This is a genomic window from Paenibacillus radicibacter, assembly GCF_024721995.1.
GTDB lineage: Bacteria > Bacillota > Bacilli > Paenibacillales > NBRC-103111 > Paenibacillus_AM > Paenibacillus_AM radicibacter.
In genome coordinates, this window is the sequence record NZ_JANQBC010000001.1 from 712,026 (window position 1) to 724,324 (window position 12,299).

Consider the following 12,299-nt stretch of genomic DNA (forward strand, 5'->3'; position numbering starts at 1 on the left):
GCATTCTTACTTTACGCGCGATGATGTTCGATATAGTCCATTGCCATCGACATTAACAGCTTCGCAGATACAAGCATCGAACGCTCGTCAATGTCAAACTTCGGATGATGATGAGGATGAATAATGCCCTGCTCCACATTGCCTGCACCTACGAACATGTAGCAGCCCGGAATCTTTTGCAAATAGTAAGAGAAATCTTCTCCTGCCATGTTCTGTTCACTTGTATGTACGTTATCACTACCGACCACAGATTCACTAACACGCATGAATCTATCTGTCTCACTCCCATCATTCACTACAGGCGGATAGCCGTCGATATATTCTAATTCACAGGTTGCACCGAACATCTGGCATGTCGCTTCTGCAATCTGCTTCAATCGCTCTTTCACATAGAGTCGAACCTGAGGATCGAAAGTACGCGTAGTTCCATTAATCGATACTTTCTCAGCGATGACGTTAAACGCGCCTCCACCTAAGAATGAACCAATACTCACCACACAAGATTGCGTCGGATCCACATTCCTTGCGACAAGAGATTGCAAATTCACGACCAAGTGCGAGCCGACCACAATTGTATCTACCGTTTGATGCGGTAAACCGCCATGTCCGCCTTTACCATGAATGTGGAAAGTAAACTCATCCGCAGCAGCCATAAATGCGCCTGGACGCGAAGTTACTTGACCAAGTGGAACAGGACTCCACAGATGCACACCATAGATTACATCCACTTCTTCAAGCGCTCCATCTGCAATCATGCTAACTGCACCGCCTGGGGATAATTCCTCTCCATGTTGGAAAATAAACACGATATTACCCTGAAGCGTCGCGCGATGCGCACTCATCACTTTTGCCACGAAAAGTAATGACGTTGTATGTCCATCATGTCCGCAAGCGTGCATCACTCCCGGAACTTTAGAAGTATACTCACACTTCTTCTCGTCTTGAATTGGTAGTGCGTCCATATCTGCACGCAGTGCAACAGTCGGTCCTGGAAGCTCACCTTGTAGTTTCGCAACAACACCATTGCCACCTACTTGTGTACGAACCTCAAGCCCATAACCTCGCAGTGTATCTGCCACAAAGGCAGCTGTTTTGTATTCATGAAAAGACAACTCTGGGTTTTGATGCAAATATCTTCTCATTTGAACCATTTCGGCATAATTGTCATCCAGCTGGATTTTCATTTGTTCGATATCGAGCATCATGATTTCCCCCATGCTATTTACTTCGATTGGAAATAACCAATCAACCTCTCTTATTTTAACAGAAAAAAGACATCAAATGTTAGAAATTAGCCGTTGCATTTAACTTGCAGAAGCCCATGAAACATACTATCATATTTAATACATGGAAAAACATTGTATTTACCCGAGTATTTACGAAAATTGGAGGCGTTTAAACAGTGATTATCGAAGCTACTGGTTTGAAAGGCGTAAAAAGCGATCTAGCTCATTTGGACGATGTAACCGCTGAGCTTGGCTTCGTGCGGTGGCAATGGGAATACTACCGTGCTACATACGACTTGAAAATTGAAGATAAATCTACTAAAGCTGATTACTTCTTGCGTATTAATACACGCGTTGAAACAGGTAAATTAGAATCTCCGTACGCTGTTTTATATGTAGAAGATGTTTATATTGGTAAATCTACTTTCCCACACGGTCTCGACTACGAAACGCCGATTCCAGATAACGTGATGCGCTTTGCTCAGCAGAAATTAAGTCAACTACAGACATCGCTTTCCTAAAGAAGTAGGTGAAAAACTCTTGAATCCACCACGCAAAGGTACGCCGGACTTTTTGTTCTTATTTCTAACCTTCGTACTTGTTTGTTTTGGTTTGGTTATGATTTTTAGTTCAAGTTCCATTATTACTACGATCCGCTTTAATGATCCTTGGATGTTTACCAAGAAACAACTTATTTTTGCTCTTATCGGTATTGTCGCGATGTTCATCTGTATGAACATCCCACTGGACAAGCTCAAAAAGCTTGTCCTTCCTGTATTTATCGTGATTCTTGGCATGCTGGCTATCATGCCCTTAATTGCAGATAACGTAAATGGTGCACGAAGCTGGATAGAAATTGCTGGATTTTCGATTCAGCCTACCGAGTTTGCCAAAGTCGGGATTATTCTCTATCTGGCTATGTTGATTTCGAATAAGGACGAGCAATTCCGTACCTTCCATAAAGGCCTGAAACCTGCGCTTATCGTCGTAGGACTTGTCTCATTCTTAATTATGCTACAGCCTGATTTAGGATCCACCTTGGTACTCATCCTATGTGCTGCTACCGTTATTTTCGCAGGCGGCGCCAAGATGAAACATCTATTTGCAGTCGGTACGGTACTGATGGTCGTCGCTTCATTTGCAACCATATATATGTTCATGAAGGCAGACACCGGTAGTAACTATCGAGTGGATCGTTTCCTAGCATTTATGGACCCGGAAAAATACGAGAATGATGCAAGTTACCAAATCACGAAATCACTTTATGCATTTGGTCATGGCGGCATAACTGGGACTGGCTATGGGCAAGGCATCCAGAAGCTTCATTACTTACCTGAAGCGCATAATGACTTTATTTTCTCCACTATTGGTGAAGAATTTGGGTTAATCGGTTCCCTCCTGCTCATTGCCGTCTACATTGTGTTAATTTGGCGAGGGCTTATTCTATCCGTTCGTTGTAAAGACAAGTTCGGTATGCTAGCCGGAGTTGGGATCATTGGGATGATCGGTTTCCAGACCCTCATTAATATAGGCGGGGTTACATCGAGTATTCCACTAACAGGCGTCACGCTTCCTCTAATCTCTGCAGGAGGCTCATCCTTGATCGTAACACTTGCTGGACTTGGAATTGTACTTGGCGTTTCGCGATCCCACAATCAAATTGATACTTAGCTTTATAACCAAACCAAACTAAAAGGACAGTCCCTTATGGGGCTGTCCTTTTATGTACGCTCTTTATTTAACGCGGTTTGGTGACTCTTCTTCCAACTCTTTCTCTTCCTCTTTGAAAGCAACGCCTTCAACCTTCACATTCACTTCGACAACGTTTAATCCTGTCATATTCTCAACCTGTTCGCGAACATTATTTTGCAAATCTCGACAAACATCTTGAATTTTGGACCCATAGTGTACAATGATACGAAGATCAATTGCTGCTTCCAGTTGTCCAACTTCGACAGAAACACCTTTTTGCACATTCTTACCACTTAATCTTTTCGCTAGACCTTCGGATATACCAGCAGACATACCAGCGATACCTGGAGTTTCTAATGCCGCTAGACCGGCAATTGTGGACACTACATCATCAGAGATTCGGATTAGTCCTGTTTCATTCGTTGGATTCATTTCAGACATGCGGATCACTCCTTCTAGTTCCAGTATGATTTTATTGTAATGGTAAATGCTATGCGAAGCAAATAAATCCATCATTATCAAAGGATATTTACAGTATTTTGCAATAGATGTATGCTAATGAGTAATAATTTGATTAATCAAACCATAAGGAGAACCATCATGCTAAAGAAATATGGATTCATAACTGGGCTGCTCATTTCCTTTATCCTCAGTATCCTAGCGCACTATTTACATTGGGGCAATACACTACAATTTTTCATTTCCTGTATTGCGATCATCTTCGTTGCTGGATTTCTCGGAAAAGCGACAGAAAGCGTGGCCCACTATGCAGGAGATCGAATTGGCGGCTTCCTCAATGCCACATTCGGTAATGCAGCAGAATTAATTATCGCCTTCTTCCTTGTCAAAGATGGCCTGTTCGGTATCGTGAAAGCAAGCTTAACAGGTGCGATTATTGGAAACTTGCTCCTTGTGCTAGGATTCAGTATTCTTGTAGGCGGTTTCAAATTCAAAGAACAAACATTCAACGTCAAGCTTGCGTCTCACAACTCTTCACTGATGATTCTTGCAGTAATTGCTTTGTTCATTCCCGCGGTATTTGCTAAGTCCCTAACTCCAACAGAGAATACGGCCCTCTCACTCATTGTAGCCGGTGTTCTAATCCTCGCCTACATACTCTGGTTAGTTTTCTCCATGATAACCCATAAGAATGAACTAGCCGATCTTGCAGCTGTTGAGCATGGCAAACCCGCTTGGTCCAAGGGTCGATCCATCCTCTATTTAGTGATCGCAACAGTGATGGTCGGTTTTGAAAGTGAATGGCTTGTCTCCACCTTAGACGATCTGACCAGTCAATTCGGATTATCGGATCTATTCGTAGGTGCATTCGTAATCGCTATTGTTGGTAATGCCGCAGAGCACAGTGCTGCTGTCATGATGGCACTTAAGAATAAAGTCGGTGCAACGGTAGAGATTGCCGTTGGAAGCTCCCTACAGATCGCCTTATTCGTTGCCCCTGTTCTCGTCTTCCTAAGTTTCTTCATGGGTAACACGATGGACATTGTCTTCGAAGTATATGAACTTATCGCCATTGCTGTCGCCGTATTCATCACCAAGTCCATTTCCCAAGACGGCTCGACGAACTGGTATGAAGGGGTTCTATTGCTTGCCGTATACGGCATTCTGGGTGTTGTGTTCTTCATGTTGTAGGAATCACTGATCTTCATCTAATGCAAAAAGGCAACCACCCAGGTTGCCTTTTGTTGTGAATACCAACTTATAACTTCTCTACAATACCTGCAAGCAGTGCCGCACGCCTCGGAATTTCATCGATCATGACGTACTCTAGCGGGCTGTGCGCGTAGTCCCCCCTAGCGCCGAGTCCATCCAAAGTAGGAATGCCGCACGCCGCTGTGAAGTTACCATCACTAACCCCGCCTGTTCCCATCTCCTGCACTTCTTCTCCAAGCTCGGTTAACGATACTTGCTTTGCGAGTTCATATAACTCAGCAATTGCATCTGTACGTTCCATTGGAGGACGAGTGATGCCTCCGGTTATCGTGAGAATGGCTTCAGGATGTACAGACGTTAATCCGTGTATGAGAGCGTTTATGCGCTCTGCCTCTTCCATCGTTTTGACACGAACATCAATAAGCGCTTCTGCTTCAGCGGCCACAACATTCGAACCGATTCCACCTTTAATGACACCAACATTGACAGTTGTGCCTACTTCGTAATCATTCATCGCGCCTAAACTCAGCACTTGTCTGGAAATCTCCTCAATCGCAGATACTCCACTTTGCGGGTTGACCCCTGCATGCGCAGACTTTCCTTGCACTGTAAGTGTAAAGCGTCCACTGCCTTTACGCCACGTTTTGAGTGCTCCGCCTGGTTCCATTGGTGGTTCCAACACAAGCACTGCACTGCACTTCTTCGCTTCCTCTTCAATCCATGTGCGTGAAGTTGGACTACCGATCTCTTCATCGCTGTTGATTAGAAGAATCACTTCTTTGTCTTTAGGTAATCGCCCTAAGTCCATCAAAGCCTTCATTCCATACATCGCCTGAAGCACACCAGCCTTCATGTCATACACACCTGGCCCATAGGCTTTATTATCTGAGATTGAGAATGGTCTACGCGCGACCTCACCCTTCAGCCATACGGTATCACTATGTCCAACAATTAGAATACGCTTGCTGCCTTCTCCAAGTTTGCAGAGTAGACGGTCCCCATATAAGTCATTAGGAACCCGCTCCACCGTACCATTCGTTAATTGGATAAACAGGTGCTTATACCAAGCCATCATTTCATCGTTTAGAGCTTTGTCCGCAGAAGGAGAATCCATGTTCACACTTTCTTCGAGGTGTTCAAGCAGCTCCGTCATGTAACATTGAATTTGTGACACAAGATTCATATCCAAGCAGCCTTTCTTAATGGGACTGGGTATTTGATCCGAATAAACGATCTAAGCCATACACACGTTCCAATATAAAAATAAATAGTAAGCTCACTAAGATCAACACAGCGGAAATCGACGCCACAAGCGGATCCAGTGATTCTTGCATGTGATTAAAGATCGCCATTGGCAGCGTTGTCGTAGATGGTGTAATCATAAACAAGGAGATCGTCACATTATCAAACGAAGTTAAGAATGCGAAAATCATACCGGAGAATATCGCCGGCTTAAGTAGCGGAAGCGTAATCTTCCAGAATACATTGAATGAACTCGCACCTAAGATGTACGCTGCACGTTCAAGTGTGTAGTCAAAGGAACTGAGTCCCGTGAGTACTAGCCGAACCACATACGGTATCGTGATTAGAATATGCGCTAGCAATAGTCCCGTGAAAGTCCCTGCTAGTCCAATTCTTGTAAAAAAGAGCAATGCCCCGATCCCGATAATAATCGCAGGTACGGTAAGAGGTGAAAGAATTAATCCATTAATAAAGCTACTTCCAGGTGGCTTATACTTATGCAGCGCCAGTGCAGCAATCGTTCCTATAATTGTTGAGATGACTGCGGTAATGACAGCTAGCTTAATGCTAAACCAGAATGAATCAATGAATTCAGGACGATCTAGAATCTTTTCATACCACTTAAAAGAAAACCCTTCAGGCGGGAACGATAAGTACCCAGCGGAAGTAAAGGAAGTCGGAATAATGATGAGTAATGGCGATATAACCATTAACACGACGATAAACGTTATCACACCAAGTAAGGAGATTCGATTTCTCATGAGGAGAATACCTCCTTATAGCGTTTGGTTTCAATTAACTTCGTGAACAATGCGACTAGCCCCAATGTGCATCCTAGCAAAATAAAGGCAAGAGCAGCACCAAGCGACCAATCCAGCGTCGCCATAATTTTCTCATAAGCAAGAACAGGCATCACTTTAACTGACGTACCACCCATTAGTGCAGGTGTTACGAATGAACTCATCGATAAGCTAAATACGAGTGTTGTACCTGCGACAATACCCGGTAAGCTTAACGGCAATGTAATATTAAAGAATGACCTGATCGTTGAGGCACCGAGAATGCCAGATGCTTTATATAACGATTGATCAATCGTATACAAGCTTGTTGCAATGCCTAGAATCATATAGACGATCATCGAGTCTGTTAAACCGATAACAACGCCAAGCTCGTTATAGAGCAATCGCAAAGGTTCGTCGATCAGGCCAAACTTCATTAATGTCGTATTAACAAATCCTTTTTGCCCCAGAATAACTACCCATCCAAAGTTACGAATCACGACACTGATCAGATGAGGGGAAATAATAAGGAACGTAATGAAGCCTCGCATTTTCGGTGACGATTTAGCCATGTACATTGCAACGGGGTATCCCAGCACCAAACAGCATATTACAGTCATCAAGCTAATTTTGATCGTTCTCCACAGTACTTCATAATAATAAATGTCTTTCAGAATTAACGCATAGTTAGCAAAGGTAAAACTCACACTCTCTTGCTGGAAACTTAGGATGAAAATGTAGGCCATCGGAAGAACGAAAACGCCAAGCATGACGATTAAAGCGGGAGCGAGCAGCAATAATGCAACCATTCTACCTGTTGATCTTTGTGTTTTCATTGCTCTCTAGCTCCCCTTTCTGGGAAATACATAGACATCCTCAGTTTTCCAATTCAACTTGACGATTCCACCTTGATCCATACCTAGATCTTGCGGGGCAGCTTGTAGACGAACATTAAGAAGTCCATCACCTGCTTCAATCATACATTCTGTAAAGGAGCCTAAGAAGGAAGAATAACGAACAACACCTGTCGTTTCATTACATGCTGCATCCGATGTTTTCACTGAATCTGCAATCATAATCTTTTCAGGACGAACATAAACCGATACTTGTTCACCTGCTCTTACCGCAATATTGCGGCGTTTGGCTTCGATTGAAGCGCCAGCACTCGTGAGTATACGTATCGAAGAATCATCAACCGCTTCTACAATACCTTCCATACGGTTCGATTTACCGATAAACTCGTGTACGAACTCAGAAGCAGGATTGTTGTAAATATCCCATGGTGTACCAATCTGCTCTACTTTGCCATGATCAAGTACAACAATGCGATCAGATAAATACATCGCTTCTTCTTGGTCATGTGTAACGAAAATTGTCGTTACCCCAATTACTTGACGTAGACGCTTTAACTCCTCACGCAGTTCCTCACGCAATTTCGCATCCAAGTTACTTAGTGGCTCATCAAGCAATAGTACCGACGGTTCTGTAACAAGGGCACGTGCAATCGCAATACGTTGGCGTTGTCCACCCGATAATTGCTTGGGGTAGCGATCGGATACATGCGGTAATTTTACAAGTTGGAGCACTTTCTGCACTCTTTCGTGAACTTCTGCTTTCGGCACTTTACGTAATTTAAGACCGTAAGCCACATTCTCTGCAACCGTCATATGCGGGAACAAGGAATACGTTTGGAACACCATACCGAGGTCCCGTTTATTAGACGGAACCCCATTCATCTTTTTACCTTTAATAATAAGTTCACCCTGGTTAGGTTCTAAGAAGCCAGCAATCATGTTAAGCGTTGTTGTTTTTCCACATCCAGAGGGCCCAAGAAATGATACACATTCGCCTTGTGCAATTTGAAGATTGAAATTTTCGACAACTACGTTTGACCCAAAGCTCTTCTGTATATTCTTCAGCTCGACATCCACTTTTTTGGTCATATTATCACCCATCACTTATTTTTTCCCTACTAAAGGAGCAACTTCTTTGTTAAAACGATCTAACCAAGCTTTTGTACTCTTGGATAGTACCTCATAGTCGAACTGAACCACTTTCTTACGGTCAAATTCAATGAGCTTCGCAATGTCATCTGGTAGCTTCACGTTTACAGCAGGATTGTAGTACAACTTCGTTGCGTACATCGTTTGAACTTCATCTGATAATAAGTAATCTGCAAACAATTTCGCTGCATTCGGGTGTGGCGCACCTTTAACAAGAGTCGCTACGTTCGGTACCAAGTTCGAACCTTCTTTAGGAATCACGAACTCAAGCGGCAATCCGCTTTCTTTCTTCTGTACGATACTTCTTGCCATCGTCCATGCGGTGTACGCAGCTGTTTTGTCTTGTAGATTCTGTTGCAATTGTGCAGCTGATTTTGCGAAAGTTGGCATGTATCCAGCAATCACTTTCAACTTGTCAAAACCAGCATCCATGCTCTTCTCAGAGCCACCGTTCGCATAAGCCATCATAATTGTTGCTGAGCGACCGAAATTGCTTGAAATTTCAGTTAATGTAAGATTGCCTTTCATCTCAGGCTTTGCAAGATCGTTCCAAGACTCAGGAACAGGCAGCCCTTTCGCCTTTACAACTTCGCTATTGTAGGAAATCCCCATCGGTGTAAAGTTAACCGCTACCCCGCTGTTGTCTTTCACTTTCAGATCTGCACCAACTTTAGCCATGTTCGGAATGTCTTTGTCCGAAAGTGTTTCCCACAGTCCTTCCACACGACCGGATTCTTGCTCGCCGCCTTCAATAACCGTCAAGTCGATTTGTGGTGCTGCTTTCTGTGCTTTTACTTTCGCTACTAGCTCTGTAGAAACACCAGAAACGTATGTAAGCTTCACATCCGGATATTTTTTATTAAACTTAGGAAAGATTTCATCTTTCATTAATTTCTCAACTGTTGCACCATTACCCCCGATGACAAGCTCCTTCTCAGGTGTTAAGGCTGATTTCGATTCTGGAGTAGCCGCAGCAGGTGCTGGACTGGATTTACCGGCAGCGCTTTCAGAACTGCTACCACAACCAGCCAAAATTGTTCCGAACAAAGTAACTGCAGATAGTACACTTAATACCTTAACCTTTTTCAAATGAACCCCTCCATATGTCTTTGTATTCGTTCACTATTCGTGAACAGCGTTTACTATGTGTAACCGATGAAATTGATTTTATCACGGGATCATGGTATGTTCAATACAATTATTTGATTTATCTAACGTTTTTGTATTTTCAAATTATTAAAATTTCGAATAGAGGTTGTACGATGGATCAACTATTAACTTCCGTCCAGAAGAGCTGTAAACTACTCAAAATTTTCTTGGACTCTGAAAAAGAACTAGGTGTTAGTGAATTAAGCAGAAGACTGCAACTTTCGAAAGGCGCTATACATAAACTGCTAACGACGCTCGAACATGAAGGCTTTATTAAGCAAAACCCTGTCAACAAACAATATTCACTTGGTTATACGCTACTTGAGCTTGGCAACAAAGTAAAAAAGCACGACGATTGGGCAGACTTTTCTCGTCCTTTCTTACAATCACTGGCTGGTTACACCAAAGAGCTTGTCTGCTTGTGTATTATCGATGGCAACGACGCGATCTATGTGGATAAAATTGAGTCACAGCACCCGATTCGCTTCAATGTCGATGCATTTAGACGATTCCCGCTGTATGCAACATCCGCTTCTAGGTCAATTCTCGCGTATCGTTCTGAAAGCGCTATCGACCTAGTACTTAGTGAATCACTCCGACAGTACACACCTTATTCCATTAGTGATCCAGCCGTTGTTAAAGAACGCTTAGCGAATATTCGCTTGAACGGCTACGAGACAAGCTCAAATCTTCGGAATGTCGGTGTCACTGCGGTCGCTGCCCCAATCTTCGATGCTGATGGCAACGTCACCGCATCCATCAGCTTAATTGGACCTACTGATCGCATGCAAGATAATCTTGCGCACTGGACGGAGAAAGTACTTGAGACGACACACGAAATCTCAAGTCATTTTGGCAATAAGTCTTATTAGTTCGATATTTAAGACACAAAAAAATAACCCCACCGCTGGAGTTAACACCACGGTCAGGGTTATTTTTTGTTTAGCATCTCATATAACTGCGCCAAGTTGCGCTCAAGTTTGCTTAAAATTTCTTTGCCTGTCGATTCATAGATCAAACCTGCTCGAATCGCAAAGTCCACCTCACGAGACAATCCGTACATTTGTGTATCGAGCACTTCTTCATACAACGGGCACTTTCGAGTTGTTAGGTTACCCATCTGTACTTCAATCAATTTTTCTATTTTATCGGCATCTTCTTGTAGAAGAAGAAGTGCCTTTTGGTTCAAGCTCATTAGTACTTCAGATGAAGACATTTTAGGCTCCCCCTCATTTAGAATCATCCATTCCTCTATAAGAAATATATTAGACGAAAACGTGAGAATATACAAGTTTCCACGCTCGTTTCTCAGAAAACTTTTGCACGAATACGTATGTAAAATAAAAGTATCTCCAACAAAGTTGGAGATACTCAGGTCTCTTAGTCTTCAACAATATTGACTTGTAGATTGTACTTCTCGAACACTTCTACCATTGCTTGTTTCGCTTCTACAGCATCTTGTCCGTGTACGTGAAGGTCATACTTACTGGAGTCCAACAAAGTTGTGAACAATCCAAGAATACTTTTAACATCGATATACTTGTTATCGTATTGAAGGACAATCGAAGATGTGAATTTGCCTGCTGTTTGAGAAATTTCTACGATTGCTGAGTTGTTTGTCGGTGCCATGAAGCATTCCTCCCTAAAATCAGTTCATTAATTAATTTAATTGATGTACATACACTATGATACATGTTTCACAGAGTGATGTGCAACATAAATTTGCACATCTTCCAATTCTCTACCCTTTTTACACCTAATTCTCAGATATTGAATTCTTAGCTTCACCATCTGGCAACTTATTATGTGCTCTGCCCATTTCGCTAATGATCTTTGGGTGGAACTTTTGGTGGAACTTTGGGATCCATCCATTTCTTCTTCACCACATATCCAATCGCAACGATTAAGCTGAATATGATCATCAGAACGAGCAGCCGAAATTTGTTTTGTTTAAAATTCAGCACATCATGAGCGATCATCGATTCCAAGATAATAATCGGAATCTTCCCGATCACCGTCCCAATGACGAACGAACTCATACGCATCGCTGTCACACCCGCGCCGAATGATACAGCACTCGACGGAATAATTGGAACTAATCGACCCATTAATGTATAGAACAAACCGTCCTTCTCGAGCAGCCGATTAAAGTTCTGTATCATCGGATACTTCGCTATCTTACGATCAACCCATGCATGACCGAAGTGCCGCGCAACGACAAAGGCAGAAACAGCACCTAAGCAAGACATGGAATAATTAATTACAAATCCCCACTTAAGCCCGAATATCGCAACATTCACACCTGCTAGCACAATAAACGGTATAAACGGAAAGAACGTCTGCAGATAGATGAGCACCGCTCCAATGATCATTCCACTCACGCCAAGTGACACCAAATAACGCGATAAGTGCGAGAAATGTACTTGCTTCCCATAATACACAGCCAGTCCAATTACAATGACGGTAATGACACTGCCTACAATCCATTTCCAATGTTTCATTCTACAAATCACCCCAAAAGAACCCTACAACTGTAT

Annotated in this window: 14 protein-coding genes; 4 read left to right on the top strand and 10 right to left on the bottom strand. The window is 42.8% G+C overall.

Translation table 11 applies throughout. The features are described from left to right. Window positions 1-11 precede the first annotated feature (11 nt). On the bottom strand, window positions 12-1,217 hold the full coding sequence (locus NV379_RS03655; protein WP_373426067.1) for a M20 metallopeptidase family protein: 1,206 nt from the start codon (window positions 1,215-1,217) through the stop codon (window positions 12-14). A 185-nt stretch (window positions 1,218-1,402) separates the two neighbouring features. Here NV379_RS03655 and NV379_RS03660 point away from each other — a divergent pair, with 185 nt between their 5' ends. Together NV379_RS03660 and ftsW are read left to right on the top strand one after the other, a co-directional pair. Continuing rightward, window positions 1,403-1,747 carry a YugN family protein gene (locus NV379_RS03660; protein WP_258205903.1) on the top strand — a complete coding sequence of 115 codons (345 nt, stop codon included), beginning with the start codon at window positions 1,403-1,405 and terminating at the stop codon, window positions 1,745-1,747. 19 nt (window positions 1,748-1,766) lie between these two features. Further along, window positions 1,767-2,897 carry a putative lipid II flippase FtsW gene (gene ftsW / locus NV379_RS03665; RefSeq protein WP_258205904.1) on the top strand — a complete coding sequence of 377 codons (1,131 nt, stop codon included), beginning with the start codon at window positions 1,767-1,769 and terminating at the stop codon, window positions 2,895-2,897. A 63-nt stretch (window positions 2,898-2,960) separates the two neighbouring features. Here the strand turns inward: ftsW and NV379_RS03670 are convergent, their stop codons facing one another. Beyond that, entirely contained in the window at window positions 2,961-3,350 is a 390-nt protein-coding gene (locus tag NV379_RS03670; protein ID WP_258206208.1) for an Asp23/Gls24 family envelope stress response protein, read from the bottom strand. Between the two features lie 168 nt (window positions 3,351-3,518). On the opposite strand from NV379_RS03670, the gene cax reads away from it, so the two are divergent. Next, window positions 3,519-4,568 carry a calcium/proton exchanger gene (gene cax / locus NV379_RS03675; RefSeq protein ID WP_258205905.1) on the top strand — a complete coding sequence of 350 codons (1,050 nt, stop codon included), beginning with the start codon at window positions 3,519-3,521 and terminating at the stop codon, window positions 4,566-4,568. Between the two features lie 67 nt (window positions 4,569-4,635). On the opposite strand, the gene NV379_RS03680 is transcribed toward cax, so the two are convergent. The 5 genes from NV379_RS03680 to NV379_RS03700 are packed head-to-tail and all read right to left on the bottom strand — an operon-like array spanning window position 4,636 to window position 9,702. Continuing rightward, window positions 4,636-5,772 carry a M20 family metallopeptidase gene (locus tag NV379_RS03680; protein WP_258205906.1) on the bottom strand — a complete coding sequence of 379 codons (1,137 nt, stop codon included), beginning with the start codon at window positions 5,770-5,772 and terminating at the stop codon, window positions 4,636-4,638. Window positions 5,773-5,788: 16 nt separating this feature from the next. Then, entirely contained in the window at window positions 5,789-6,592 is an 804-nt protein-coding gene (locus NV379_RS03685) for an ABC transporter permease (protein ID WP_258205907.1), read from the bottom strand. Continuing rightward, window positions 6,589-7,446: an ABC transporter permease gene (locus tag NV379_RS03690; RefSeq protein ID WP_258205908.1), complete on the bottom strand. Its 858-nt coding sequence runs from the start codon at window positions 7,444-7,446 to the stop codon at window positions 6,589-6,591. The genes NV379_RS03685 and NV379_RS03690 overlap by 4 nt, the downstream gene beginning before the upstream one ends. Before the next feature lie 6 nt (window positions 7,447-7,452). Beyond that, window positions 7,453-8,553 (bottom strand): ABC transporter ATP-binding protein, encoded by a 1,101-nt coding sequence (locus NV379_RS03695; protein WP_258205909.1) that lies wholly within the window; start codon window positions 8,551-8,553, stop codon window positions 7,453-7,455. 15 nt (window positions 8,554-8,568) lie between these two features. Further along, window positions 8,569-9,702: an ABC transporter substrate-binding protein gene (locus tag NV379_RS03700; protein ID WP_258205910.1), complete on the bottom strand. Its 1,134-nt coding sequence runs from the start codon at window positions 9,700-9,702 to the stop codon at window positions 8,569-8,571. Between the two features lie 173 nt (window positions 9,703-9,875). Here NV379_RS03700 and NV379_RS03705 point away from each other — a divergent pair, with 173 nt between their 5' ends. Beyond that, entirely contained in the window at window positions 9,876-10,634 is a 759-nt protein-coding gene (locus tag NV379_RS03705) for an IclR family transcriptional regulator (RefSeq protein WP_258205911.1), read from the top strand. Between the two features lie 59 nt (window positions 10,635-10,693). Here NV379_RS03705 and NV379_RS03710 read toward each other — a convergent pair whose 3' ends face one another. The 3 genes from NV379_RS03710 to NV379_RS03720 form a co-directional block, all read right to left on the bottom strand. Further along, window positions 10,694-10,978, bottom strand: coding sequence for an Fpa/YlaN family protein (locus tag NV379_RS03710; RefSeq protein WP_258205912.1), 285 nt, complete (start codon window positions 10,976-10,978; stop codon window positions 10,694-10,696). A 164-nt stretch (window positions 10,979-11,142) separates the two neighbouring features. Beyond that, window positions 11,143-11,391 carry an HPr family phosphocarrier protein gene (locus NV379_RS03715; RefSeq protein ID WP_258205913.1) on the bottom strand — a complete coding sequence of 83 codons (249 nt, stop codon included), beginning with the start codon at window positions 11,389-11,391 and terminating at the stop codon, window positions 11,143-11,145. A 194-nt stretch (window positions 11,392-11,585) separates the two neighbouring features. Then, window positions 11,586-12,263: a TVP38/TMEM64 family protein gene (locus tag NV379_RS03720; RefSeq protein ID WP_258205914.1), complete on the bottom strand. Its 678-nt coding sequence runs from the start codon at window positions 12,261-12,263 to the stop codon at window positions 11,586-11,588. Window positions 12,264-12,299: the final 36 nt, after the last annotated feature.

Coding starts and splice junctions, on each gene's coding strand:
- NV379_RS03655 (WP_373426067.1), bottom strand. CDS start 1,217: ATGGGGGAAATCATGATGCTCGATATCGAACAAATGAAAATCCAGCTG.
- NV379_RS03670 (WP_258206208.1), bottom strand. CDS start 3,350: ATGAATCCAACGAATGAAACAGGACTAATCCGAATCTCTGATGATGTA.
- cax (WP_258205905.1), top strand. CDS start 3,519: ATGCTAAAGAAATATGGATTCATAACTGGGCTGCTCATTTCCTTTATC.
- NV379_RS03680 (WP_258205906.1), bottom strand. CDS start 5,772: ATGAATCTTGTGTCACAAATTCAATGTTACATGACGGAGCTGCTTGAA.
- NV379_RS03685 (WP_258205907.1), bottom strand. CDS start 6,592: ATGAGAAATCGAATCTCCTTACTTGGTGTGATAACGTTTATCGTCGTG.
- NV379_RS03690 (WP_258205908.1), bottom strand. CDS start 7,446: ATGAAAACACAAAGATCAACAGGTAGAATGGTTGCATTATTGCTGCTC.
- NV379_RS03695 (WP_258205909.1), bottom strand. CDS start 8,553: ATGACCAAAAAAGTGGATGTCGAGCTGAAGAATATACAGAAGAGCTTT.
- NV379_RS03705 (WP_258205911.1), top strand. CDS start 9,876: ATGGATCAACTATTAACTTCCGTCCAGAAGAGCTGTAAACTACTCAAA.
- NV379_RS03710 (WP_258205912.1), bottom strand. CDS start 10,978: ATGTCTTCATCTGAAGTACTAATGAGCTTGAACCAAAAGGCACTTCTT.
- NV379_RS03715 (WP_258205913.1), bottom strand. CDS start 11,391: ATGGCACCGACAAACAACTCAGCAATCGTAGAAATTTCTCAAACAGCA.
- NV379_RS03720 (WP_258205914.1), bottom strand. CDS start 12,263: ATGAAACATTGGAAATGGATTGTAGGCAGTGTCATTACCGTCATTGTA.